The organism is Streptomyces fractus, assembly GCF_049844455.1.
Lineage (GTDB): Bacteria > Actinomycetota > Actinomycetes > Streptomycetales > Streptomycetaceae > Streptomyces > Streptomyces fractus.
In genome coordinates this window covers 4,413,247-4,438,106 of record NZ_JBMYHI010000002.1, presented here as the reverse complement: position 1 = coordinate 4,438,106, position 24,860 = coordinate 4,413,247, and the positions used below count along the sequence as shown (strand labels likewise).

Here is a 24,860-nt window from a genome sequence, read left to right as displayed (position 1 = left end):
CGGCTCATGGACACCTTTACCCTGATCGTGACGATCGGCGTCGCGCTTGGATTCACGTACACGAACGGTTTCCACGACTCCGCCAACGCCATCGCCACTTCCGTCTCCACGCGTGCGCTGACGCCCCGTGCGGCGCTCGCGATGGCCGCGGTGATGAACCTCGCCGGCGCCTTCCTCGGTAGTGGCGTCGCCAAGACGGTGAGTGAGGGGATCATCGCGACCCCGGTGGGTGACAAGGGGATGGGCATCCTCTTCGCCGCGCTCGCGGGCGCGATCGTCTGGAACCTCATCACCTGGTACTTCGGGCTCCCCTCGTCCTCCTCGCACGCCCTGTTCGGTGGAATGGTGGGTGCCGCCCTCGCGGGCGGGACCACCGTCTACTGGTCCGGGGTGTGGGAGAAGATCGTCATCCCGATGTTCACCTCGCCCGTGATCGGACTCGTCGTCGGCTACCTGGTGATGACCCTCATCATGTGGCTCTTCAGGCGTTCCAACCCGCACAAGGCCAAGCGCGGTTTCCGTATCGCGCAGACCGTCTCCGCCGCCGGCATGGCACTCGGGCACGGTCTCCAGGACGCGCAGAAGACCATGGGCATCGTCGTCATGGCGCTCGTCATCGGCGGCCACGAGAGCTACGACGACCCGATTCCGGTCTGGGTCAAGATCGTGTGCGCGGTGATGCTGTCGCTCGGTACGTACGCCGGTGGCTGGCGGATCATGCGCACGCTCGGGCGCAAGATCATCGAGCTGGACCCGCCGCAGGGGTTCGCGGCCGAGACCACGGGCGCGTCGATCATGTTCGGTTCGGCGTTCCTGTTCCACGCGCCGATCTCGACGACGCACGTCATCACCTCGGCGATCATGGGTGTGGGCGCCACGAAGCGGGTCAACGCGGTCCGCTGGGGTGTCGCCAAGAACATCGTCATCGGGTGGTTCATCACGATGCCGGCCGCCGCGCTCGTCGCCGCAGCGGCCTACGGGGTCGTGTATCTGGCCTTCGGCTAGACGACGCTCGGACAGTGAAAAGGCCCGCCCCTTTCGGGGCGGGCCTTTTCTGGTCCCCGTGGTGGCACCGCCATGCAGCACCACGGGGAGTCGGGGGTGTCGGCGGGTCAGCCGAAGCGGCCCGAGATGTAGTCCTCGGTGGCCTGGACGGACGGGTTGGAGAAGATGCGCTCCGTCTCGTCGATCTCGACCAGCTTGCCGGGCTGGCCGACCGCCGAGAGGTTGAAGAACGCGGTGCGGTCCGAGACGCGGGCCGCCTGCTGCATGTTGTGCGTCACGATGACGATCGTGAAGCGCTCCTTCAGCTCGCCGATCAGGTCCTCGATCGCGAGCGTGGAGATCGGGTCGAGCGCCGAGCAGGGCTCGTCCATGAGCAGGACGTCCGGCTCGACCGCGATCGCGCGGGCGATGCACAGGCGCTGCTGCTGGCCACCGGACAGGCCCGAGCCGGGCTTGTTCAGGCGGTCCTTGACCTCGTTCCAGAGGTTCGCGCCCTTGAGGGACTTCTCGACGACGTCGGCGAGCTCCGACTTCTTGTACTTGCCGTTGAGCTTGAGGCCCGCCGCCACGTTGTCGAAGATCGACATCGTGGGGAAGGGGTTGGGGCGCTGGAACACCATGCCGACCGTGCGGCGCACGGCCACCGGGTCGATGTGGGAGCCGTACAGGTCCTCGTCGTCCAGGAGCACCTTGCCCTCGACGCGGCCCCCGGGGGTGACCTCGTGCATCCGGTTGAGGGTGCGCAGGAACGTCGACTTGCCGCAGCCGGACGGGCCGATGAAGGCCGTCACCGAACGGGGCTCGACGGTCATCGAGATGTCTTCGATCGCCTTGTGGGCGCTGTAGTAGGCGGTAAGTCCGCTTACGTCGATTCGCTTGGCCATAACTACGTCACTACTTCCGCTACGTCGCTGAGTTGGTGGGGGCCGCCTCAGCGACCGGCCTTCGGGGCCTTCCAGCGGGCTACGCCGCGGGCCGCGAGGTTGAGGATCATGATGAAGGCGATGAGCACCAGGGCCGCGGCCCAGGCGCGGTCGAACGCCGCCTGGTTGCCGCCGCTCGTCGCGTACTGCTGGTAGATGTACAGCGGCAGCGAGGCCTGCGGGCCTTCGAACGGGTTGCCGTTGATCAGCGGGTTGCCGAAGACCAGCAGCAGCACCGGGGCGGTCTCGCCGGCGATGCGGGCGACGGCCAGCATGACGCCGGTCGTGATGCCGCCGATCGACGTCGGCAGGACGACCTTGAGGATCGTGCGCCACTTCGGGATGCCGAGGGCCAGGGAGGCCTCGCGCAGCTCGTTCGGGACGAGCTTGAGCATCTCCTCGGTGGAGCGGACCACGACCGGGATCATCAGGATCGCCAGGGCCATCGAGCCGGCGAAGCCGGAGAACCCGAAGCCGAGGATCAGGATCCAGAAGGACAGGATGAACAGGCCCGCCACGATGGAGGGGATGCCGGTCATGACGTCCACGAAGAACGTGACCGCCTTCGCCAGATTTCCGCGCCCGTACTCGACCAGGTAGATCGCCGTGAGCAGGCCGATCGGGACCGAGATCACGGTGGCGATGCCGACCTGCTCAAGCGTGCCGAGGATGGCGTGGTAGATACCGCCGCCCTCCTGGTACGCCGTGATGAAGCCCATCGAGTGGGACAGGAAGTACGGGTCGAGGACCTTGATGCCACGCGCGATCGTCTCGTAGACGAGTGACGCGAGGGGGATCACGGCGAGGATGAAGGCGACCCAGACGACGCTGGTCGCGAGCCGGTCCTTGGCCTGGCGGCCGCCCTCGACCTTGGCGGCGAGGCCGTACGAGACGAGGACGAACAGCAGGGCCGCGATCAGGCCCCACTGGACGCGGCTGTCGAGGCCGGCGCCGAGGCCGATGGCGCAGCCCGCGGCGATCGAGCCGATGGCGATGGCCCAGGGGGCCCAGCGGGGCAGGCGCGCGGCGCTCAGCACGCTGGGCGTACGCGGGGTGTCCGGCGTCTTGGCGGGAACGGTTGCGTTGCTCATGCGTTGGCCCCCGAGTACTCCTTGCGGCGGGCGATGATCAGGCGGGCCGCGCCGTTCACCAGGAGGGTGATGACGAACAGGACGAGGCCCGAGGCGATGAGGGCGTCGCGGCCCTGGTCGTTGGCCTCGGAGAACTTCGCGGCGATGTTCTGCGCGAAGGTGCCGCCGCCCGGGTCGAGCAGGCTGGTGTGGATCAGGAAGTCGGGGGAGAGGACCGTGGCGACGGCCATCGTCTCGCCGAGCGCGCGGCCGAGTCCCAGCATCGACGCGGAGATGACGCCGGAGCGGCCGAAGGGGATCACCGACATCCGGATGACCTCCCAGCGGGTCGCGCCGAGCGCGAGTGCCGCCTCCTGGTGCATCTGGGGCGCCTGCCGGAAGACCTCGCGGGAGACGTTGGTGATGATCGGAAGGATCATGATCGCCAGCAGGATGCCGACGGTGAGCAGGGTGCGCGGCGCGCCGCCCTGGTACTCGAGGATGCCGGTCCAGCCGAAGTAGTCGTCGAGCCAGTGGAACAGGCCGGTCATGTGCGGCACGAGGAAGAGCGCGCCCCACAGGCCGTAGACGATGGACGGCACGGCGGCCAGCAGGTCGATGACGTAGGCGATGATGCCGCTCAGCTTCTTCGGCGCGTAGTGCGTCAGGAAGAGCGCGATGCCGACGGCGACGGGCACCGCGATCACCATCGCGATGATCGAGGTGACGATCGTGCCGAAGGCGAGGACGGCGATGCCGAAGACGGGCGGGCTCGCGGTCGCGTTCCACTCGAAGGTGGTGAGGAAGTTGCCCTCGTTCTTCGAGAGGACCAGCGAGGCGCGGTAGGTCAGGAAGACCGCGATCGCGGCCATGATCACGAGCAGCAGGATGCCCGAGCCGCGCGAGAGGCCGAGGAAGACCCGGTCTCCGGGGCGGGTGGCGCCGCGGGCGGCGCGCTTCTGCTGGGCCGGTGTCGGCCGGTCGCTGGGCGCCGGTGGCGCCGGTGATTGCGTGGTTATGTCCATGGAGTTCTCCGGTCTGCGAAGTCCCGTACCGGACAGCGGTGTTCAGGGGGTACGGGGCTTCTGGCGGCGGTGCACCGGACGGTGCGGGCCACCCCCGTGAGGTGGCCCGCACGCTGGGTCAGCTGATGCTCGCGACCGTGTCGCGGACCTTCTTGTTGATCTCGGTGGGGATCGGGGCGTAGCCCAGGTCGGAGAGGGCCGCCTGGCCTTCCTCGGACGAGGTGTAGTTCAGGAAGGACTTGGTGGCGGGCAGGGTCTCCGCCTTGTTGCCCTTGTCGCAGACGATCTCGTACGTCACCAGGGTGATCGGGTACGCGCCCGCGGTCTTGGTCGCGTAGTTGAGCTCCAGGGCGAGGTCCTTGCCGGTGCCCACGACCTTGGCGTCGGCGATCGCCTTCGAGGCGTTCTCCGTGGTGGCCTTGACGGGCTGGTCGGCGCCGGTGTCGATGTCGACGGTCTTCACGCCGTCCTTGGCGTAGGACAGCTCGACGTACGTGATGGCGCCGTCGGTCTGCTTGACCTGCTGGGCGAGGCCCGAGGAGCCCTGCGCGGACTGGCCGCCCTTGGCCTGCCAGGCCTTGCCGCCCTCGTACTTCCAGTCGCTCGGGGCGGCGGCCTTCAGGTACTTGGTGAAGTTGTCCGTGGTGCCGGACTCGTCGGAGCGGTGGAAGGCCTGGATCTTGGTGGACGGCAGCTTGGCGTCCGGGTTCAGCTTCTTGATCGCCGGGTCGTTCCACTTGCTGATCTTCGAGTCGAAGATCTGGGCCAGCGTCTTGGCGTCCAGCGTCAGGTTGTCGACGCCCGAGACGTTGAACGCGACGGCGATCGGGCCGCCGACCATCGGCAGGTCGATGCCCTGGCCGCCCTTGCAGACCTTCTTCGAGGCGGTGACCTCTTCGGGCTTCAGCGCCGAGTCGGAACCGGCGAAGGCGACCTGGCCCTGGTTGAAGGCAGTGACGCCGGCGCCGGAACCGTCGGGCTTGTAGTTGAGCTGCACGCCGGAGCAGGCCTGCGAGTAGGCCTGGCGCCAGGCGTCTATGGCGTTGGCCTGGGCGGACGAGCCGATGCCGAGGAGCTGGCCCTTGGCGTCGTCGCACTTGATGTTGCCCGCCTTGGCCGAGGCGGTGGTGCCGCCCGAGCCATTGCTGGTGTCGTCGGAGCCGCACGCCGTGAGGGCCAGGGCGCCGGAGACGGCGAGAGCGCCGAGAGAGAGGGCGCGGAGCCGGTTCTTGCGCTGAAGCTTCACCTTCGGATGTTCCTTCCAGGAGCCGCCGGTCTTCTCTGTCTCTGTGGCGGCGTGCGGTCTGCGGTTGGTTTCAGTCGAGCGGTGGGCCGTTCCCGGGGACCGGGGACTCACCGCGTAAGGCTGAAATTAGGCAGATCAGGTGAAGCGGCCGATGGACGTGGGTGAACGCGGGGTGAACCTAAGCGGGCGGAGCGGTTAGGTAACGGTGTGGCTACGCTGCGTGTCCGTCAGGTGGTGTGAAGGGCGTCGAGGAGGGCGTCGACGAGGGTGCGGTCCCTGGGCTGGGTGAGGCGGGCCCGGGCCTCGGTGGGGGTGAGCCAGACGATGCGGTCGACCTCACGGTTCGGTGTGAACGTGCCGCTGGTCGCTTCCGCCGCCCAGTAACTGACCTTCTTGGGGCGGCCGTTCGCGAGGTAGCGGACCGTGGGGAGCGTGGCGCCGGGCGCGCAGTCGTGGCCGGTCTCCTCGCGCACCTCGCGCAGGGCGCCGGTGAGCACGTCCTCGCCGCGCTTGAGCTTGCCCTTCGGGTGCGACCAGTCGTCCCACTTCGGCCGGTGGACCAGGCAGATCTCAAGTCCCTGCGCGCTGTGGTGAGTTGGCGACCTGCGCCACAGGACGCAGCCTGCCGCGAGGATCGTGTGGGAGTCGTCCTGATGCACGGTCATGGGGTGCCCACCGCCTGTCGTTGCCATGCCTGTCCGAACGCGATTCTGGCGGCCGCGACCTCGTGACGCTGATCGGCGTGGAGCACACCGAGGGCGTACGCGGTCGTGGGCGCGATGCGGGGGGTGCGGGCCGCGTGGGCCGCGGCGGCGGCCGCCTCGGCGGCGTCCCTGTGGGCGTTCAGGGCGTCGGCCGCTTCGAGGAGCCGTACGTCCATGAGGGTGCCCGGGACCACTTCGCGGGCGTAGCGGTGCAGGCGCAGCAGGAGGCGCACGTGGTGCCAGGCGGCGTCGGCGTCCGCGTTGTACGGGTGGCTGGTGTGGCGGAGGGTGGTGGCGGCCTCGGTGAGGCGGGATTCGGCCTCCGTGGCGAGCTTCTTCAGCTCGGTGTCGGCGGTGGCGAGGGGGACGTCGCTGGCGAGCACGGCGACGTTGTCCGCGACCGCGTGGAAGCGGGCGGAGCCGAGGGCCTGGAGCGCGGTGCTGTGCGCCCGCGTCCTCGCGAGGGTGAGCTGGCGCTCCAGCAGGGCGGATGCCTTGGCCGCGCCGAGGGTGAGGGTCTCCCGCGGCTCGGGCTGCGGCGCCGGGGCCGGGGCCGAGGTATCGGCGCGCGGCGCCGGGGGCCGCCTTGCCCACCCTGCCGCCCGATGGGGTCTCCCCTGCTCGGAGCTTGTCGCAGAGCTTGGGGAAGGCAGATTGCCCAAGTCGGAACCGGTTCTGTCAAGCCGCTCCGGCGATTGAGGAGCGGGGTCCGGGGCGGAGCCCCGTGCGGGGGGCGTCGACAAGGCGTGCAGGGCCGAGGTCAACCGGTCGAGGCGGGCCGCATACGCGTGCTCCCGGGCCAACGTGCCCGACAACCACGCCAGTTCGGGCCGAAGCGCGTCCGACCACTCCGTGTCGAGGAGCGGGCGGAAGGTGTGCAGCGTGCCGCTGATCCGTCGCGCGGCCCGCCGCAGCTCGCGGGCCGCCTCCGCCGTGTCGCACGCCGCGCCGCTCTCGCGGTGCTGCCGCAGCGAGCGCAGGAACTCGGTGGCCCGGGAGCGGAGGTAACGCCCCAGGACATCGACATCGTTCCCGTTCAGCGGCTCGCTGGACTCAAGGTGTCGCTGTGCCACGCCGGCGCCTCCGGGCGTCTATGAGCATCTCCTGAACGTTGCGCAGGGGTTGGCCGGCCGGATCCTGCGAGTCGGTCGCGTGCCGGGTCCAGTTGCCGTCCGGGCCCAGGTGCCAGGAGGCGGTGCCGTCGGACATCCCCGTTTCGAGCAGTCGGTTGAGCGCCGCGCGGTGGGCCGGGTCCTCCACGCGGACCAGGGCCTCGATGCGGCGGTCGAGGTTGCGGTGCATCATGTCGGCGCTGCCGAACCAGACCTCCGGTTCGCCGCCGTTGCCGAAGGCGAAGACGCGGGAGTGCTCCAGGAAGCGGCCGAGGACCGAGCGGACCCGGATGTTCTCGGACAGGCCCGCGACGCCGGGGCGCACGGCGCAGATGCCGCGCACCCAGATGTCGATGGGGACGCCCGCCTGCGAGGCCCGGTAGAGCGCGTCGATGACGGCCTCGTCGACCATCGAGTTGACCTTGACGCGGACGTAGGCGGGGCGGCCCGCACGGTGGTGCTGGACCTCCTTCTCGATCCGCGTGATCAGGCCCGTACGAAGGGACTTGGGGGCGACGAGCAGACGGCGGTAGGTCTCGCGGCGCGAGTAGCCGGACAGCCGGTTGAAGAGGTCGGACAGGTCCGCCCCGACTTCCTGATTGGCCGTCAGCAGGCCCAGGTCCTCGTACAGACGGGCCGTCTTGGGGTGGTAGTTGCCCGTGCCGACGTGCGAGTACCTGACGAGCTGGTCGCCCTCCTGGCGTACGACGAGCGACAGCTTGCAGTGCGTCTTCAGGCCGACGAGGCCGTAGACGACATGGCAGCCGGCCTCCTCCAGCTTGCGGGCCCACTTGATGTTGGCCTGCTCGTCGAAGCGGGCCTTGATCTCGACCAGGACGAGCACCTGCTTGCCGGCCTCGGCGGCCTCTATCAGCGCGTCCACGATCGGTGAGTCGCCCGAGGTGCGGTACAGCGTCTGCTTGATGGCGAGCACGTCCGGGTCCGTGGCGGCCTGCTCAAGGAAGGCCTGTACGGAGGTGGAGAACGAGTCGTACGGGTGGTGGAGCAGTACGTCGTGGCTGCGCAGCGCGGCGAAGACGTCGGGGGCCGAGGCCGATTCGACCTCGGCGAGGTCGCGGTGGGTGCCCGCGACGAACTTCGGGTACTTCAGCTCGGGGCGGTCGATGCCCGCGATGGAGAAGAGGCCGGTGAGGTCCAGGGGGCCCGGCAGCGGGTAGACCTCGGCCTCGCTGATCTTCAGCTCCTTCACGAGGAGGCTGAGTATGTCCGAGTCGATGGTCTCCTCGACCTCCAGGCGCACCGACGGCCCGAAGCGGCGCCGCATCAGCTCCTTCTCCAGTGCCTGGAGCAGGTTCTCTGCGTCGTCCTCCTCCACTTCGAGGTCCTCGTTCCGCGTCAGGCGGAACATGTGGTGCTCCTCGACCTTCATGCCGGGGAACAGCTCGCCCAGGTGCCGGGGCGCGGCGATGACGTCCTCGATGGGGACGTAGCGCTGGGGCGAGGCCTCGAGGAAGCGGGAGAGCAGGGGCGGAACCTTCACCCGGGCGAAGTGGCGGTGGCCGGAGACCGGGTTCGAGACGACGACGGCGAGGTTGAGGGAGAGCCCCGAGATGTACGGGAAGGGGTGCGCGGGGTCGACGGCCAGCGGGGTGAGCACCGGGAAGATCTGCTGCATGAACAGCGTGTAGAGCCGGGCCTGCTCCTTCTCCGTCAGCTCGGTCCAGCGCACGATGTGGACGCCCTCGTCGGCCAGGGCCGGGGCGACCTCGTCCTGGTAGCAGGCGGCGTGCCGGGCCATGAGCTCGCGGGAGCGGTTCCAGATCAGCTCCAGGACCTCGCGGGGCTGAAGGCCCGAGGCGGAGCGGGTGGCGACGCCGGTCGCGATGCGGCGCTTCAGGCCCGCGACCCGGACCATGAAGAACTCGTCCAGGTTCGAGGCGAAGATCGCCAGGAAGTTCGCCCGCTCCAGGAGGGGGGTCGTCGGGTCCTCGGCCAGTTCCAGGACCCGCTCGTTGAACGCGAGCCAGCTGCGCTCGCGGTCCAGGAAGCGGCCCTGCGGAAGCTCCGCGCCCTCCTGCTGCGCGTAGTCCTCCTCGTAGTCGTCCGGGTCCGCGTCGATGTCGGCGACGATGCCGGCGAGCTTCGCGGCGGCCAGGTCGTACTCGCCGCCGGCCACGGGATGTGGCCGGTGCGCGGCGAGCGACCCCACGGACGGCTGGGGCTGCGAGGCCGAGGAGGCCGGAGCAGTGTCGGTCGTCTGGTCCTGTGCGGCGTTCGGCTGGCTCATGGCCCCATTCTTCCGCGTGGACGCCGTCCTGGGCGCGCCGACCGCGTCGGAATACGCGGGCGCGAGCGTGAGGCCGCCGCGGCGGGCGGGCTCGGAGGGTTCGGGGGCGGGGGGCTGCATTCCGTGAGCGTCGCAAGTCCGTCTGAATCGACGGTTACGGCGACATGACGTACGGGCTATGGGCGTGCGGCCCGCCGGGGTTCCCCCGGGGGCCGGGGCCCGCGCTATCTCGCCCGGCGGCGCAGGAGGTGGAACGCCGTCGCCGCGGCCACGCCGGTGAGGGCGAGGATCAGGCCCGTCTCGACGAGCTGGAGGGGCCAGAAGTGGGACGGCGGGTGGCCCTCGCGGTAGTAGCCCGTGATGTCGTGCGAGGTCAGGCAGGCGCGGTCGCCGACGCACAGGGGATCGGCGACGCGCGCGCCGGAGCCGGTCAGCGCGCCCTCGGCGGTCAGGGAGCCCGCGAAGGAGGGGTAGCCCTCGCGCAGGTCCCCGGTCACCGTGACCGTGGGCCACAGCCGGTCCCGGACGATGTCGAGCACGCTGACCACCACGGTCGTGGCGATCAGGGAGTACACCGACGCGGGCAGCGTCCGCCGGGTCAGGAGCGCCACGGCCGCGCCGATGGCCAGGCCGAGCAGCGGGAGGGCCACGGCCGTCGGGCCGAGGGCGTCGTAGGTCGTCGTCGAAACGTGCCAGCGGTTGTCCGAGAGGCCGGGGGCCGCCGAGGCGACGAGTCGACGAAGGAGAAGAAGGAGCGTCGTGCCGAGGACCAGGAAGGTCGCGGGTACGGCCAGCTTCATGGCGAGCCAGCGGGCGGGGGAGATGGACTGCGTCCACGCCAACTGGGCCGTGCCCGTGCTCAGTTCGCGCCCGATGAGCAGGCCGCCGGCGAACACCGAGACCGCCACCGGCACCAGCGTGATCAGCATGTCGGTGAGGGTGAGCACGTAGTGGTACGAGTCCGCGGTGGCGCCCTTGGCCGTGCAGGCCACCGCCGGGTCGCAGTGCGGGATGTCGAGCCCGGCCGTGCCGGGGCCCAACAGCCACAGGAGCAGCGCGCCCGTCACGACGACGAAGGCGATCCACAGCCAGGCGGCGACGCGGTGCAGCCGAAGGACCGTCCGGGGCAGGCCCAGGGAGATCGTGGCGGCGCTCATGCGGCGGCCTCCTTGGTGAGCGGTGCGACCGGCGGCTCCGGCCGGAACCGGCGCAGCACGAGGAACGCGGTGACGACGGCCAGCGCGGTGAGCCCGAGCAGGACGCCGGTCTCGGCGAGCTGGCGCGGCCAGAAGTCGGGGGAGGGGAGGTAGTGGCGGGTGAAACCGGTGATGTCGTGCCGGTCGAGGCAGTGCTGCGTCATGCAGCCGGGGTCGCTGATCTCCACCCCCTTCGACGTGATCGCCTTGCTGTGCACGGGGATCTCCGGCTGCTGGTAACTGCCCTGGAGCGGCCAGGAGTTCGAGCGGAAGGCGCCCACCAGGTACGTCACGATCCCGGCGACGGCCGCGGCCGGCAGCGCCCGGCGCAGCACCAGCGCGGCCAGCACCCCGACGGCCAGGCCGAACAGGGCGTTCGCCACCGTCGCGGGACCCACGGAGAAGTCGAAGTCGCGCGGTCCGATGCCCGCGACGAGCAGATGGTTGCGGCCGTCCCACACCAGGCGGTAGAGGATCACGACCAGCGTCGTGCCGACGGTGATGAGCAGCGCGGGCACGGTCAGCTTCGCGGCCAGCCAGCGGGCGGGGGAGACGGACTGGGTCCACGCCAACTGGGCGGTGCCCTGCTCCAGTTCGCGGCCGATCAGAGGCGCCGCCGCGAAGACGGCGATGACGCACGCGGCGATCCGGGCCAGCGTCAGCGGGTCGTAGAAGAGGGTGTTGAAGGAGTTGCCGATGAACGGCAGGAACGCGGAGAGCGCACCCTGCCACGCGTTGTCCTGTGCTCCGCCGTAGCCCAGCTTGTCGAACGCCGCCTGGGCGTCCGCCGAGCCGGGGCCCCACAGCCACAGGAGCAGGCCGAGGCTGACCGCCACGTAGCCGATCCAGACCCACATCGCGCCGCGGTGCAGTCGCAGGACCGTCCACACCAGGCCGTCGGGCCCGGGCTTCGTGCGGCGCACGGTGGAGGGGTCGGCGGGCCCGGTGGACTTGTTCATGGAGGGGGCGCTCATGCGGACACCGCCGTCCGGCGCGGGCCTGCCGTGGTGCCCGGCGTGATCAGGGGAGGGGCGTCGGGCGAGCGGAGGTGGGCCAGGAGCAGCTCCTCAAGGGAGGGCTCCTGGACCTGCCAGCCCTCGCCGACAGGGCCGTCCCTGCGGATCAGGGCGGTGACGCCGCGGCCGGAGGCGCGGGACTCGACCACCGTGTGCGTGGTGAGGTCGCCGCGGCCCGTGACCAGGCTGTGCGCGCCGATCAGATCGTCGATGCCGCCGCCGAGCCGGATCCGGCCGCCGCCGAGCAGCAGCAGGTGGTCGCAGGCGTCCGCCAGTTCGGTGACGATGTGCGAGGACATCAGGACGGTCGTGCCGTGCTCGGCCGCGTCCGCCATCAGCGTGCCCATCAGTTCGTGCCGCGCCAGTGGGTCGAGGTCGGCCATCGGCTCGTCGAGCAGCATCAGCTCGGGGCGCTTGCCGAGGGCCAGGGCGAGCGCGACGCGGGTGCGCTGGCCGCCGGAGAGCGAGCGGATCTTCGCCTTCGGGTCGAGCTCGCCCTGCTCGACGATCTTCGACGCGTACGCGGCGTCCCAGCGCTCCGGGTTGAGCGCGGCGCCCACCCGCAGGGTGTCCGCGACGGACAGCTGGGGGTACAGGGGCTTGCTCTGGGAGAGGTGCGCGACCTTCGCGCGGTGCGTGCCGGGGGCGGCGCCGAGCACGGAGATGCTGCCCGCGGTGGGACGCGACAGGCCGGCCGCGACGGTCAGCAGCGTCGACTTGCCCGCTCCGTTCGGCCCGACGAGCGCGCTGATCCGACCCGCGGGCAGCCGGAACGAGCAGTCGTCCAGGGCCGCCGCGGCGTGCCGTCCGTAGCGCTTGACGAGGCCGCTCGCCTCGATGGCCGTGCTCATGAAGTCCCCTTGGTCGTGGTGCCGAAGTGCGCCTCCAGGGCGCTGCCGAACAGGGCCGCGATGTCCTCGCGGTCGAGGCCCGCCTCCTTCGCCCTGCCCGTCCAGTCCTCGAGCTCCGCCCTCAGCGGTGAGTCGCCGGAGCCGGAGCCGAGCGTCGCGCGGACGAACGTGCCGAGCCCTCGCCGGGCCTCGACGAGTCCGGAGCGCTCCAGCTCGCGGTATGCCTTCAGCACGGTGTTCGGATTGATCGCCGTCGCCTCGACGACCTCGCGGGCCGTGGGCAGCTTGTCCCCGGGCTCGAGCAGTCCGAGCCGCAGCGCGTGCTCGGTCTGGTGGACGATCTGGAGGTAGGTGGCGACGCCGGTGTGGCGGTCGATGCGGAATTCGATGACCGGTTCCTGTGCCACGGCGTACCCCCTTTCACTAATCAAGTAGTGAAAGGGTGATGCAAGAGAGGGGGCGGCGTCAAGCGACGCCGCCCCCTCTCTTCGGGCCGTTCCGGGAGAATCCCAGAAAACCCCAGGTCAGGACTCGGTTCGGTACATCAGATCCGTCTCGAACGTCGTGAACCCGAGCCGCTCGTACACGCTCACCGCCGCCTTGTTGTCGGCGTCGACGTAGAGCATCGCGGTCGGAAGACCGGCCGCCGCCAGGTGCCGCAGGCCCGTCGCCGTCAGGGCCTTGCCGAGGCCGCCGCCCTGGCCCGAGGGCGTCACCCCGACGACGTACACCTCGCCGAGCCGCTCCTGCGCGTGCACCTTCGTCCAGTGGAAGCCGACCAGCTCGTCGCCGCGGAAGGCCAGGAAGAAGCCCGCCGGGTCGAACCAGGGCTCGGCCTTGCGGTCGTCCAGGTCGCGCTGGGTGAGGGAGCCCTGCTCGGGGTGGTGGGCGAACGCCGCCGCGTTCACCGCGAGCCACGCCTCGTCGTCCTGGCCGGGCACGAACGTACGGATCCTGACGCCCTCGGGCAGCACCGGCTCCGCGAGCTCCATGTTCTCCAACGGCCTGCGCATCTGCCGCAGTTCGCGGAACAGCGTCAGGCCGAGCACCTGGGCGAGATGGCGCGCCGCGCTGTGGCCACCGTGCGCCCACACCCGCATCCGCTTCCCGGAGGCCGCGAGCAGCGCGGCGCCGAGCGCCCGCCCGTGCCCGTGCCCGCGGTGCGCCGGGTGCACGACCAGTTCGGCGGCCGGGGCCTCGACGGGGTCGGTGTCCTCCAGCTGCGCGTACCCGACCAGCTCGTCGTCGACGGTGAGCAGCAGGTGGCGTACGCCTTCCCGCTCCCCTCCCCGCAGTTGCAGCCGGCCCTGCTCGGACACGGCCTGCTGGCCGTCCGTGCGGGCGGCCTCGGTGAGCAGGGCGAGCACCTTGGCGGACTGCTCGGGGGACAGGGTGGTCAGGGTGTCGATCCGGCGGCCCGAGGCGGTCGGATCACTGGTGGGGGCGGGGTCCGTGGTCATGGCTACGAGGGTACGGGTGGGCTGCCGCCCGGAACGGGTGCTGTTGCGCGGTACCGGGCTTACGTCGCGGGGCTCCGCCCCGGACCCCGCTGCTCAATCGCCGCAGGGGCTTGTTTTACTTACGCGCTACGCGCGTTGACCATAAGCTGCCCCCGGATTCGCAGAGACCGGCTTCGCATCGCACGGCATCCCCAGGGGGACCTCATGCACGCACAGATCAGGAGACCGGGGCGTCGTCTTCGGGCGGCGCTCGCCGCCGCGGCGACGCTCGTCACCGCAGGCGCGCTGATGGCCGCGCTGCCCGCCGGGGCGGCGCCGCACAAGGACGCGGCGGGCGGCCGCTACCAGGACGTACAGCTGCTGTCCTTCAACGACTTCCACGGGAACCTGGAGCCGCCGGCCGGTTCCTCCGGGCAGGTCACCGAGGACCAGGCCGACGGCACCACCAAGAAGATCGACGCGGGCGGGGTCGAGTACCTGGCGAGCTCGCTGCGCACGGCCCGCCAGGGACACCCGTACAGCGTCACGGCCGCCGCGGGCGACCTGGTCGGTGCCAGCCCGCTGCTGTCCGGCCTGTTCCACGACGAGCCGACCGTCGAGGCCATGAACAAGCTGGACCTGGACGTGACCTCGGTCGGCAATCACGAATTCGACGAGGGCTCGGCGGAGTTGGCCCGGTTGCAGAACGGCGGCTGCCATCCGAAGGACGGCTGTTACGAGGACGGTCGCACCTTCGAGGGCGCCGACTACCCCTACCTCGCCGCGAACGTCACCGACGAGAAGACCGGCAAGCCGGTCCTCGCTCCCTACTGGGTGTGGAAGCACAAGGGCGTGAAGGTCGGCTTCATCGGCGTCACCCTCGAAGGCACCCCGGACATCGTGTCGGCCGAGGGCGTCAAGGGCCTGAAGTTCCACGACGAGATCGAGACCGTCGACAAGTACGCGAAGATCCTCGACAAGCAGGGCGTGAAGTCGATCGTCGCGCTGATCCACGAGGGCGGCGCCCCGGCCTCGGCCTCGTACAACTACGACTGCGACACGGGCGGCGCCGGTAGCGGGATCTCGGGCCCGATCGTCGACATCGCCAAGGGCATCACGTCCAAGGTCGACGCCCTGGTCACCGGGCACACCCACAACGCGTACGCGTGCACGATCCCGGACCCGTCCGGCAAGCCGCGCATGGTCACGTCCGCGTCCTCCTACGGGAAGCTCTACACGGACACGACCCTGACGTACGACCGTGCCACCAAGGACGTCGTCCGTACGTCGGTGAAGTCGCCGACCTCCGCCAACCACGTCGTCTCGCGGACGCAGCCGAAGGCCGCCGACATGACGGCGCTGATCGGGCAGTGGAACAAGCTGGCCGCGCCGGTCGCGAACCAGCCCGTCGGCTACATCTCCGCCGATGTCCCCGGCCGGGGCGCCACGACCCCCGAGGCCCCGCTCGGCGACCTCATCGCGGACGCCCAGCTGGCGCACGCCAAGTCCCTTGATCCCAAGGCGGGTCTGGCCCTGATGAACCCGGGCGGGATCCGCTCCGACCTGGTGTTCAAGGCGAGCGGGAGCGAGGGTGACGGTGTGGTGACATACGGCGAGGGCTTCGCCGTGCAGCCGTTCAGCAACACCGTCAATCTGGCCGACCTGACCGGTGAGCAGCTCGTCACCGCGCTCAAGCAGCAGGTCAGCGGGGCGAACGCGGCCTCGCCGAAGATCCTTCAGCCCTCGGCGGGACTCACGTACACGCTCGACATGACCAAGTCGGGTGCCGACCGGGTCGTCACCGACTCGATCAGGCTGAACGGGGCCGCCATCGACCCGGCCGCCACCTACCGCGTCGCGATGAACTCCTTCCTCGCGGGCGGCGGCGACGGCTTCGCGGCGCTCGGGGCCGGCAAGAACCCGCTGGTCGGAAGCGATGACCTGAAGGCGTTCAACGACTACCTGACAGCCAACTCCTCGGCCTCGGACCCGATCGAGCCGCCGAAAGCGGACCGGATCACGATCGTCAAGTAGCTGAAACAGAGCTTGCATTGGGGTGGCCTACGGTTGAACAGTGGGTCACCCCACACTTGTGAAGGATGTTTGTGTGATCGGTGGGGGTGTGTGATGGAATCAACCGATGCGTACCCCCCACCGCATGGCCGACGACCCCACAGCCGACGACATAACCGACGACCACGCAGCGTTTGACGATTGGTTTGATGGCGGGACGGAGGATTTGGTTCCGCCCGGCCACAGGCGAGCCGGCCGGCGCAGGCGCCGAAGCCGCCTCGCCGGGCTCTCCTTCGCGCTGAAGGGCCTGATCGCGATTCTTGTCCTGTGCGGCTTCCTGGCCCTGGCCGACCGCTGGGCGGTGCTCTACGCCGAGAACAAGGCGGCGGACCAGATCAAGAAGCAGCTCAACCTGACGGCCGCGCCCGAGGTGCAGATCGAGGGCTTCCCGTTCCTCACGCAGCTCGCCGACCGCCGCATCGGCGAGCTGAAGGTGACCGTCCCCGACGTCGCCGCGGACCGCGTCACCCTCGCCAAGGTCTCCGCGACCGCGCACAACGTACGCATCAAGGGCTCGGGCCTCACCGACATCAGCGGCGCCTACGCCGACGCGATGCACGGCGAGGTGCTGCTCAGTTTCGCCGACATGAACAGGGAACTGGGCGCGTCCCAGGTCACGTTCAGCGGGCACGGGAAGAACAAGGTGCTCGCGCGCGGCACCCTGCCCGTCGCCGGGCACGACGTGAAGGTGCGGGCGGACGCGAACATCCAGCGGCTCGGCGCGTCCGGGATCTCCACCGACATCGACAACATGAGCCTGGCCGTCGGCGACCTCGCCACCTACCGCCCCGGCACCCGCGCCTCCGAGGGACTGCACCTCACGCGCGCGTCCGTGGACAAGCTCACCAAGCAGGCCGACAAGGCGCGCCAGCTGCTCGCCGTCCCCGCGGTGGTCAAGCGGCTCGGGGTCCCGGACAGCGCCGTGCGGCAGGCGCTGAACAGCGACGCGAAGCTGCGCGAGCTCACCGGGACGCCGCGCTTCGTGAAGCAGCTGATGGGCACGAACCTGATCGACATCGCGCTCGCCCACCCCGCGCTCCTGAAGAAGTTCGGCCTCGACCCGGCGCTGCTCGACGGCCTCACCCGCCTCACCAGGCCCGAACTCGCCGACCGCCTCTCCCTCGCCTTCCACCTGCCGAAGCTGCCGGGCGACGACGGATACGTGCGGCTTCAGGACGTGACCGTGGAGAAGGAAGGGATCCGGGTCGACCTGTCGGGCGGCGGCCTCTCGGTCGGCAAGTAGCCACCCGGGCCTACGGGATCTCCGGCGGTGGGGTCGGCGCGCCCGGCAGGGTCAGCGTGGCGACGGTGCCGCCGCCCTCCGCCGCCGAGAGCGCGACCTCGCCGCCGCTGGCCTCGACGGTGCGGGCCACGATCGACAGGCCGAGACCCGAACCCGGCAGGGCGCGCGCGGTCGGCGAGCGCCAGAACCGGTCGAAGACGTGCGGCAGTTCATCGTCCGGGATGCCGCGCCCGTGGTCCCGCACGGTGAGCGTCCCGCGCATCAGCCGGACCTCGACGCGGCCCTTGTACGGGCTGAACTTCACGGCGTTGTCCAGCAGGTTCACGATCGCCCGCTCGAGCGCCGCCGGCTCGGACCGTACGTACCAGGGGGCCAGCTCGGAAACGAAGGTCAGCTCGGGGCCGCGCAGCCGGGCGCGCTCGATGGCGCTGCGCACGGTGTCGTGCAGCGAGACCACCTTCAGCGGCCCTTCCGCCCCGGTCAGTCCCGTCCGCGACAGCTCCTGAAGGTCGCCGATGAGCGCGGCCAGCTCCGTCATCTGCGCCTTCAGCGAGGCCATCAGCGCCTGGCGGTCCTTCACGGGGATCGTGCGGCCCGTCTCCTCGATCCGGGTGAGCAGTTCGATGTTGGTACGCATCGAGGTCAGCGGCGTCCGCAGCTCATGGCCCGCGTCGGCGATGAGCTGCTGCTGGAGATCGCGGGAGCTCGCCAGCGAGGCGGTCATCGCGTTGAACGACGCCGCGAGGCGCGCGATCTCGTCGTCCCCCTCGACCGGGATCCGAACGGTGAGGTCCTCCGTTCTGGCCACGTGCTCGACGGTGTCCGTGAGCTGGTCGACGGGGCGCAGGCCGGTGCGCGCGATCCACAGGCCGGCGGCCGTGGAGCCGAGCACGCCGACGCCGCCGACGAGGAGCAGCAGCCAGGCGAGGGTCGTCAGCGGCTTCGTGATCTCGTCGAGGGGGGTGGCGATGGAGATCGCCGTGTCCTTGAGCGGGCTGTCGTTGAAGACGATGGGCACGGTGAGGACCCGCATGGCGCTGCCGTTCGCGGCGTCCGTGGAGTGCAGGGCCTCGCTCGACGACCCCTCGGCCACGTCGATGTCGGCCTGCTGCGCCGGGATCGCCGACTTGCCGCGCCAGGTGCAGACGTTGCCGTCCGCGGAGATGACCTGGATGGTCGGACCGGGAAGGCCGCGCTGATTCGAGGTGGAGGTGCAGGTCAGCAGGGCGCTGGCCTGACGGGACTGGTTCAGCGAGCCGACCTGCGCGTGCAGGTCGTGGTCCATCTGCGCGTACAGCTGTCCGCGCGTGATGAACCAGCACGTCACCGCCACCGCGGCCACCGCCGCCGCCACGGCCACCGCGACCAGCATCGCGATCCGCGACCTCAGGGGCAGCGACCGCAGTCTTTGGACGAGCTTGCTCACTCCGCGGCCCCGTCGGACCGCAGCACGTACCCCACGCCCCGCACGGTGTGCACGAGGCGCGGTTCGCCACCCGCCTCGGTCTTGCGCCGCAGGTACATCACGTAGACGTCGAGGGAGTTGGAGGACGGCTCGAAGTCGAAGCCCCAGACCGCCTTGAGGATCTGCTCGCGGGTCAGGACCTGGCGCGGATGGGCGAGGAACATCTCCAGGAGCGTGTACTCGGTGCGGGTCAGCTCGACCGCGCGCCCGCCGCGCGTGACCTCCCGGGTCGTCAGGTCCATGCGCAGGTCGGCGAAGGAGAGGGCGTCGGAGTCGGCGGCTTCGCCGTCGGCGGCCGCGTACGAGCTGCGGCGCAGCAGGGCGCGTACCCGGGCGAACAGTTCGTCGAGCTCGAACGGCTTGACCAGGTAGTCGTCGGCGCCCGCGTCGAGGCCGGTGACCCGGTCGCCGACCGTGTCGCGGGCGGTGAGCATGAGGATCGGGGTGGTGGAGCCGGTGGCGCGCATCCGGCGGGCGGCGGTCAGGCCGTCCATGCGGGGCATCTGGATATCGAGGACGACCAGGTCGGGACGGTACGAGGCGACCTTCTCCAGGGCGTCGGCGCCGTCGACCGCGACCTCGGTGCCGTAGCCCTCGAAGGCGAGCGAACGCTGGAGCGCCTCCAGTACCGCCGGCTCGTCGTCGACGATGAGGATGCGTTGCGGTTCGCCTTCGGCGGGACTCATGGTCAGCGTTTCCTGTCGGTGAGTACGGGTGGTTTGCCGGCGCCTATCAGCCTCGCACGCGCCCGCATGCCGGGCCCCTCCGGCGCTCGGTGGCCGGGTCAGCTGTCGGCGCCGCCGGACCGGAGGGTGTCCAGGTCGGCCTTGACCGTGTTGATCGGGATGGCGAAGCCGAGGCCAACGCTGCCGTTGCTGGATGACGAGGTGGAGGAGTCCGAAGCGGACGAGTACATCGCCGAGTTGATGCCGACGATGTTGCCGTTCATGTCGATGAGGGCGCCGCCGGAGTTGCCGGGATTGAGCGACGCGTCGGTCTGGATCGCCTTGTACGTCGTCTTGGACGAGCCGGTGTTCCCGTTGAACTCCTGGCCGCCGAACTCGAACGGCCACTCGTCGCTGCCGCCGCCCTGCTGTTGCTGCTGTCCCTCGTCGGTGGAGACGGTGACGTCGCGCTGGAGCGCGGAGACGATGCCGCTGGTCACGGTGCCGGTCAGGCCCTCGGGGGAGCCGATCGCGACGACGTCGTCGCCGACCTTGACGCCGGAGGAGTCGCCGAGCGTCGCGGCCTTGAGTCCGGAGGCGTCCTTCAGCTTGATGAGCGCGAGGTCCTTCTTCGCGTCGGTGCCGACGACGTCCGCCGTGTACGTCTTGCCGTCGCTCGTCGAGACCTTGACGGAGGAGGCGCCGGACACGACGTGGTTGTTGGTGACGATCTCGCCGTCGCTGGTGATGATCACGCCCGAGCCGGTCGAGGAACCGGAGCCGAGCGTCGCGTTGACCTCGACGATCGACGGGCTGACCGCCTCCGCGACGCCGGACACGGTGCCCTTCTTGCTGCTGGGCACCACCGTGGTGCTGGTGGAGGACGAGGCCGTGGAGGAGCCGGTGAACTCCTGGAAGGCGTACGCGGTGCCGCCGCCGACGGCCGCCGCCGCGACCGCCACCGCGGCGATGAGACCGGCCGGCCCGCGCAGCCGCTTCTTCTTCGGGGGCGTGTGCTGCGGCTGCCCGTGCGTGTGCTGCTCGTGCGTCTGCTCGGAGGAGAGCACCACGCCCGGCAGGTACGGGGGCTGCGGAGGATATGCCTGGGAGTCATCGCCGCTTCGGCGGTAGGTCTCGGTCATGGCACCAAGCCTGTGGCGCGTACATGAGAGCTGGCTGAGTGCGCCCTGAGAGTCCCGACAGAAGCCTGTTTGCCCGAAGTAAAGACCGGGCGGCGGAGCCTACGCGCAGCCGCAGGACTGCCGGACGACCAGCCGCGAGGGGAACAGCTTCAGCCGCTCGCGCCGCGACCCCGCCACCCGCAGCGAGTCGTCGAGGACGAGGTCCACGGCGGCCCGCGCCATCGCGGGACGGTCCGAGGCGACGGTGGTCAGCGGCGGATCGGTGAGCCCCGCCTCCTTCACGTCGTCGAACCCGGCCACCGCGAGCCCGTCCGGCACGTCGATGCGCAGCTCGCGCGCGGCCCGCAGCACACCGATGGCCTGGTCGTCCGTGGAGCAGAAGATCGCGGGCGGCCGGTCGGGCCCGGCCAGCAGGTCGAGCGCCACCTTGTACGCGTCGTAACGGTTGTACGGCGCCTCGAAGAGCCGGCCGTCGATGGACCGCCCCGCCTCCTTCATGGCGCGGCGCCAGCCCTCGACGTGGTCGGAGACCGGGTCGCCGACGGAGGGGGTGTCCGCGGTGCCGCCCAGGCAGGCGACGTACTCGTGGCCGTGCTCCAGGAGGTGGCGGGTGGCGAGCTGGGCGCCGCCCACGTCGTCGGTCACGACCGCGACGTCGTCGATCGCCTCGGGCCGCTCGTGCAGCAGGACGACGCGGGCGTCCCAGGCCTCGATCTCGTTCGCCGCGAGGTCGTTGAAACCGTGCGAGACGAGGATCAGGCCGGAGACCCGCATGCCCAGGAACGCGCGCACATAGTGGACCTCACGGTCCGACACGTAGTCCGAGTTGCCGACCAGGACCATCTTTCCGCGCTCCGACGCCGCCTGTTCGACGGCGTGCGTCATCTCCGCGAAGAACGGCTGGCGCGCGTCCGGCACGATCATGCCTATGAGGTCGGTGCGCCGCGAGGCCATGGCCTGGGCGACCCGGTCGGGCCGGTACCCCAGCTCCTTGATCGCGGCGAGCACCCGCTCGCGCGTGGCCGGGGCGACCGGCCGGGGTCCGTTGTTGATCACGTAGGACACGACGGCGGTCGAGGTACCCGCCAGCCGCGCCACATCGTCCCGAGTCACCTTGGCCACGCGCGGAGTCTACGCGGATGGACCACCCTCTGGGCAGGGCGTGAGCCGCACCGCTACCGGCGTACGGGGGCCGGGCGGCCCACTCCGTCCAGGGGGGACGGAACCTTGTCCGTGTTGGCAGTGTTTTCTGCTGATTCCGCGCGTCCTGCGATCTCTGCGTCGTCCGCCTTGTCCGTGGCCGCGGCCCGCTGCTCGGACTCCTGCTCCGCCCGCCTCTCGGCCCGCGCCTCGGCGTTCTTCTCCGCCTTCTTCTCCGGCTTCTCCGGAGTGACGAAGCGGTAGCCCACGTTGCGCACCGTGCCGATCAGCGACTCGTGCTCGGGCCCGAGCTTCGCGCGCAGACGTCGTACGTGCACGTCCACGGTCCGGGTGCCACCGAAGTAGTCGTAGCCCCAGACCTCCTGGAGTAGCTGCGCGCGCGTGAACACGCGGCCGGGGTGCTGCGCCAGATACTTCAGAAGCTCGAACTCCTTGAAGGTCAGATCGAGGACCCGGCCCTTGAGCTTCGCGCTGTACGTCGCCTCGTCCACCGACAGATCGCCGTTGCGGATCTCCATCGGGGAGTCGTCGGTGACGATCTGCTGCCTGCCCATGGCGAGCCGGAGACGCGCCTCGACCTCCGCGGGTCCCGCGGTGTCCAGGAGTACGTCGTCGATGCCCCAGTCGGCGGTGACGGCGGCGAGGCCGCCCTCCGTCACGACGAGCATCAGCGGACAGCCGGGCCCCGTGGAACGGAGCAGCTGACAGAGGCTGCGGACCTGGGGGAGGTCCCGGCGCCCGTCGATGAGGATGACATCGGCACCGGGGGTGTCGACGAGAGCGGGCCCCTCCGCCGGAGCCACTCGCACGTTGTGCAGGAGCAGGCCGAGAGCGGGAAGCACCTCCGTCGACGGCTGAAGGGCATTCGTAAGGAGCAGCAGAGAACTCATCGCCGCCCACCTGCCTGGGTCGTCATACGTTCGTGCACGGTTCGCTCGCCCATAACGTCTGGTTCCTCCTCGGGTCCCTACGAGGACGTTTGCGGCACTGCTTCGTACTGGCAGGGGACCCCGCGCCCGGGGGTCTGACCTGCTGTTTTGCCAGTGTTTCGGGGGCGTCGTATACAACGCTCCTGAAAGCACAAAAGGACCCGGGGGCTGCATTGCCCGAGTCCTCTTCCCAGCAGAATAGCCCACATGAGTTGGGGTCCGGCAGGTGACGAGCGTGGATCTTCTGTGTGGCCTGTCTCCGAACGGAGACGGCGCGTGATGCTCCGGACACGTGACGGAGTCGCCATCGACGCCTCCTACGAGCCCGGTCCCGGCGGCCCCGAGGCCCCGGCGATCGTGCTCGCGCACGGCTTCACCGGCGATCTGGAGCGGCCCCGGGTGCGCCGCGCGGCGGCGGTGTTCGCGCAGCGTGCGGCCGTGGTCACGTTCTCGTTCCGGGGGCACGGGCGCTCCGGCGGGCGGTCCACGGTCGGCGACAAGGAAGTGCTCGATCTCGCGGCGGCGGTCGAGTGGGCGCGTTCGCTCGGCCACGCGCGCGTGGTGACGGTCGGCTTCTCCATGGGCGGTTCCGTGGTGTTGCGGCAGGCCGCGCTGCACAGGGGGCGCACGGAAGCGCACGTTGACGGGGTCGTCGCGGTGAGCGCCCCCGCCCGGTGGTTCTACCGCGGCACGGCCCCGATGCGGCGGGTGCACTGGGCGGTGACCCGGCCCGCCGGGCGTCTGGTCAGCCGTTTCGGGCTGCGCACGCGGATCCACCCGTACGACTGGGACCCGGTCCCGCTCTCGCCGGTCGAGTCGGTCCCGCTGCTCGCGCCGACCCCGCTGCTCGTGGTGCACGGCGACCGCGATCCGTACTTTCCGGTCGACCACCCCCGGATGCTGTTCGCGGCGGCGGCCGAAGGGGACGCGGAGCTGTGGCTCGAACCGGGGATGGGCCACGCCGAGAACGCGGCGAGCGACGAGTTGATCGAGCGGATCGGGGCGTGGGTCGCGGCGACGCTTGCCGCACAATAGGACGCCGCACACAGTGCGGGACCGAGAGAAGTGCGGGACCGAGAGAGGAGTCGGGATGGCGCAGGGCACGATCCGCTTCTGGGCCGCGGCCAAGGCCGCCGCCGGCGTCGCGGAGGAGCCGTACGAGGCCGAGACCCTGGCCGCGGCGCTGGAAGCGGTGCGCACGCGGCACCCCGGCGATCTCGTCCGGGTGCTCCAGCGTTCCTCGTTCCTGGTCGACGGGGACCCGGTCGGGACCCGCGGCCATGAGACGGTACGGCTTGCCGAGGGCGGCACGGTCGAGGTGCTCCCGCCGTTCGCAGGAGGATGACACCCCGATGAGCAACAACCAGCAGTATCCGTACCAGTACGAGCCGCGGTATTCGCCGGAGCCGACGCAGCAGTGGGAGGGCAGCACGTGGGACACCCAGGTGCAGCCCGCGCCTCTGCCGCAGCAGCAGTGGACGTACGAGGCCGCGCCCGAGGCTCCCGCGCCGGCACCGCCACGGGGCTCTGCCCCGGACCCCGCCGCTCCATCGCCGCAGGGGCTCGAATCGCCCACCCGCGCTCGGAGGCGTGACGTGGCCCGGTCATCCATCATCGAGCCGGGGCTGCAGCCCGCCGCGCTCACCGCCGTGCTCGCCCTGTTGCTCGCGGGCGGCGCCGCCATCGGCTCGTACGCGCTGCTCGTCCCGCTGGTGGTGCTGCAGGCGGTCACGGCCGCGGGCTGGTTCCGGCTCAACGGGATGTGGCCCGCGCGCCAGGGCATCGCGCTCGCCTTCGCCGGCGGTGTCGTCGCGGATGTCGCGCTGCTCGTGGCGGGCCGGGACAACGGGCCCGCCGCGATCCTCGGCACGCTCGGCGTCTGGGTGCTGCTCACCCTGGTCCTCCAGCTGCGCTCGCACGCCGAACCGGACGAGCGGATGTACGGCCTGATGGCGACGGTCGCCTCCGCGGCGCTCGCGATCGTGGCGGCAGGACACCTGGCGGCCGAGCCCGACGCGGTGACGGTCGGCGGGGTGGCCGTGGCGGTCGCGATCCTGGCCCGCGCGCTGCCGCTGCCGACGGTCGTGTCCGTGATCGTGGCGTTGCTCGCGTCCGCCGGCGCGGGCATCGCGGCCGGCGGCATGACCGGCTTCGGCACGGGCGGCGCGCTCCTCGGCCTCGGCGCGGGCGCCTGCGCCGTCATCGGCCACCGCGTCGCGTCGTACGACTTCCCTTCCCGCTTCGTCCACATGACAGCAGGCATCGCCCTCCCACTGACCGCGGCAGCCCCCGCGATCTGGCTACTGGGCCGCGCCTTGGGCTAGAGCCCGGTCCGGTGGTCGTCGCG

Annotated in this window: 23 protein-coding genes; 6 read left to right on the top strand and 17 right to left on the bottom strand. The window is 70.7% G+C overall.

The window, feature by feature from the left end:
• Nucleotides 1-6: 6 nt before the first annotated feature.
• Nucleotides 7-1,005 carry an inorganic phosphate transporter gene (locus ACP4E5_RS22065; RefSeq protein ID WP_425831286.1) on the top strand — a complete coding sequence of 333 codons (999 nt, stop codon included), beginning with the start codon at nucleotides 7-9 and terminating at the stop codon, nucleotides 1,003-1,005.
• 107 nt (nucleotides 1,006-1,112) lie between these two features.
• Here ACP4E5_RS22065 and pstB read toward each other — a convergent pair whose 3' ends face one another.
• From pstB to mshD, 12 genes are all read right to left on the bottom strand, one after another.
• A complete protein-coding gene (gene pstB, locus ACP4E5_RS22060; RefSeq protein ID WP_425831284.1) occupies nucleotides 1,113-1,889 on the bottom strand; it encodes a phosphate ABC transporter ATP-binding protein PstB in 777 nt (258 codons plus the stop codon).
• 47 nt (nucleotides 1,890-1,936) lie between these two features.
• A complete protein-coding gene (pstA, locus tag ACP4E5_RS22055) occupies nucleotides 1,937-3,019 on the bottom strand; it encodes a phosphate ABC transporter permease PstA (protein WP_425831282.1) in 1,083 nt (360 codons plus the stop codon).
• On the bottom strand, nucleotides 3,016-4,023 hold the full coding sequence (gene pstC / locus ACP4E5_RS22050) for a phosphate ABC transporter permease subunit PstC (protein WP_425831280.1): 1,008 nt from the start codon (nucleotides 4,021-4,023) through the stop codon (nucleotides 3,016-3,018). Before pstC ends, pstA begins: the two co-directional genes overlap by 4 nt.
• Nucleotides 4,024-4,141: 118 nt before the next feature.
• Nucleotides 4,142-5,269: a phosphate ABC transporter substrate-binding protein PstS gene (pstS, locus tag ACP4E5_RS22045; protein ID WP_425831278.1), complete on the bottom strand. Its 1,128-nt coding sequence runs from the start codon at nucleotides 5,267-5,269 to the stop codon at nucleotides 4,142-4,144.
• A gap of 227 nt (nucleotides 5,270-5,496) precedes the next feature.
• Complete coding sequence (locus tag ACP4E5_RS22040) at nucleotides 5,497-5,934, bottom strand: NUDIX hydrolase (RefSeq protein ID WP_425831276.1); 438 nt, start codon at nucleotides 5,932-5,934, stop codon at nucleotides 5,497-5,499.
• Nucleotides 5,931-7,046, bottom strand: a complete 1,116-nt coding sequence (locus tag ACP4E5_RS22035; protein ID WP_425831274.1) for a CHAD domain-containing protein — start codon at nucleotides 7,044-7,046, stop codon at nucleotides 5,931-5,933. The genes ACP4E5_RS22040 and ACP4E5_RS22035 overlap by 4 nt, the downstream gene beginning before the upstream one ends.
• Nucleotides 7,027-9,453: an RNA degradosome polyphosphate kinase gene (locus tag ACP4E5_RS22030; RefSeq protein ID WP_425831272.1), complete on the bottom strand. Its 2,427-nt coding sequence runs from the start codon at nucleotides 9,451-9,453 to the stop codon at nucleotides 7,027-7,029. Before ACP4E5_RS22030 ends, ACP4E5_RS22035 begins: the two co-directional genes overlap by 20 nt.
• 104 nt (nucleotides 9,454-9,557) lie before the next feature.
• Nucleotides 9,558-10,490, bottom strand: a complete 933-nt coding sequence (locus tag ACP4E5_RS22025) for a hypothetical protein (protein WP_425831270.1) — start codon at nucleotides 10,488-10,490, stop codon at nucleotides 9,558-9,560.
• The gene (locus tag ACP4E5_RS22020; protein WP_425831268.1) at nucleotides 10,487-11,503 is read right to left on the bottom strand and encodes a hypothetical protein; all 1,017 of its coding nucleotides are present in this window, start codon (nucleotides 11,501-11,503) and stop codon (nucleotides 10,487-10,489) included. The genes ACP4E5_RS22025 and ACP4E5_RS22020 overlap by 4 nt, the downstream gene beginning before the upstream one ends.
• On the bottom strand, nucleotides 11,500-12,396 hold the full coding sequence (locus tag ACP4E5_RS22015; protein WP_425831266.1) for an ABC transporter ATP-binding protein: 897 nt from the start codon (nucleotides 12,394-12,396) through the stop codon (nucleotides 11,500-11,502). The genes ACP4E5_RS22020 and ACP4E5_RS22015 overlap by 4 nt, the downstream gene beginning before the upstream one ends.
• Nucleotides 12,393-12,803, bottom strand: coding sequence for a GntR family transcriptional regulator (locus ACP4E5_RS22010; RefSeq protein ID WP_425831264.1), 411 nt, complete (start codon nucleotides 12,801-12,803; stop codon nucleotides 12,393-12,395). The genes ACP4E5_RS22015 and ACP4E5_RS22010 overlap by 4 nt, the downstream gene beginning before the upstream one ends.
• A 117-nt stretch (nucleotides 12,804-12,920) precedes the next feature.
• Nucleotides 12,921-13,856 (bottom strand): mycothiol synthase, encoded by a 936-nt coding sequence (mshD, locus tag ACP4E5_RS22005; protein WP_425831262.1) that lies wholly within the window; start codon nucleotides 13,854-13,856, stop codon nucleotides 12,921-12,923.
• A gap of 204 nt (nucleotides 13,857-14,060) precedes the next feature.
• Between mshD and ACP4E5_RS22000 the strand changes: the two genes are divergently transcribed.
• A complete protein-coding gene (locus tag ACP4E5_RS22000; protein WP_425831260.1) occupies nucleotides 14,061-15,869 on the top strand; it encodes a bifunctional metallophosphatase/5'-nucleotidase in 1,809 nt (602 codons plus the stop codon).
• 106 nt (nucleotides 15,870-15,975) lie between these two features.
• Nucleotides 15,976-17,151 (top strand): LmeA family phospholipid-binding protein, encoded by a 1,176-nt coding sequence (locus ACP4E5_RS21995; RefSeq protein ID WP_425831258.1) that lies wholly within the window; start codon nucleotides 15,976-15,978, stop codon nucleotides 17,149-17,151.
• Nucleotides 17,152-17,161: 10 nt separating this feature from the next.
• On the opposite strand, the gene ACP4E5_RS21990 is transcribed toward ACP4E5_RS21995, so the two are convergent.
• From ACP4E5_RS21990 to ACP4E5_RS21970, 5 genes are all read right to left on the bottom strand, one after another.
• The gene (locus tag ACP4E5_RS21990) at nucleotides 17,162-18,577 is read right to left on the bottom strand and encodes a HAMP domain-containing sensor histidine kinase (protein ID WP_425831256.1); all 1,416 of its coding nucleotides are present in this window, start codon (nucleotides 18,575-18,577) and stop codon (nucleotides 17,162-17,164) included.
• Nucleotides 18,574-19,302, bottom strand: coding sequence for a response regulator transcription factor (locus tag ACP4E5_RS21985; RefSeq protein ID WP_425831254.1), 729 nt, complete (start codon nucleotides 19,300-19,302; stop codon nucleotides 18,574-18,576). Before ACP4E5_RS21985 ends, ACP4E5_RS21990 begins: the two co-directional genes overlap by 4 nt.
• A 98-nt stretch (nucleotides 19,303-19,400) precedes the next feature.
• Nucleotides 19,401-20,423: a S1C family serine protease gene (locus ACP4E5_RS21980; protein ID WP_425831252.1), complete on the bottom strand. Its 1,023-nt coding sequence runs from the start codon at nucleotides 20,421-20,423 to the stop codon at nucleotides 19,401-19,403.
• A gap of 99 nt (nucleotides 20,424-20,522) precedes the next feature.
• Nucleotides 20,523-21,545: a LacI family DNA-binding transcriptional regulator gene (locus tag ACP4E5_RS21975; protein ID WP_425831250.1), complete on the bottom strand. Its 1,023-nt coding sequence runs from the start codon at nucleotides 21,543-21,545 to the stop codon at nucleotides 20,523-20,525.
• 53 nt (nucleotides 21,546-21,598) lie between these two features.
• Nucleotides 21,599-22,474 (bottom strand): response regulator transcription factor, encoded by an 876-nt coding sequence (locus tag ACP4E5_RS21970; RefSeq protein WP_425831248.1) that lies wholly within the window; start codon nucleotides 22,472-22,474, stop codon nucleotides 21,599-21,601.
• A gap of 246 nt (nucleotides 22,475-22,720) precedes the next feature.
• On the opposite strand from ACP4E5_RS21970, the gene ACP4E5_RS21965 reads away from it, so the two are divergent.
• Genes ACP4E5_RS21965 through ACP4E5_RS21955 form a run of 3 tightly spaced genes read left to right on the top strand, consistent with a single transcriptional unit; the run spans nucleotide 22,721 to nucleotide 24,837 of the window.
• The gene (locus ACP4E5_RS21965) at nucleotides 22,721-23,548 is read left to right on the top strand and encodes an alpha/beta hydrolase (RefSeq protein ID WP_425831246.1); all 828 of its coding nucleotides are present in this window, start codon (nucleotides 22,721-22,723) and stop codon (nucleotides 23,546-23,548) included.
• Nucleotides 23,549-23,603: 55 nt separating this feature from the next.
• Entirely contained in the window at nucleotides 23,604-23,858 is a 255-nt protein-coding gene (locus ACP4E5_RS21960; protein WP_399234010.1) for a MoaD/ThiS family protein, read from the top strand.
• A gap of 7 nt (nucleotides 23,859-23,865) precedes the next feature.
• The gene (locus ACP4E5_RS21955; protein WP_425831244.1) at nucleotides 23,866-24,837 is read left to right on the top strand and encodes a hypothetical protein; all 972 of its coding nucleotides are present in this window, start codon (nucleotides 23,866-23,868) and stop codon (nucleotides 24,835-24,837) included.
• The last annotated feature ends 23 nt before the right edge of the window (nucleotides 24,838-24,860 follow it).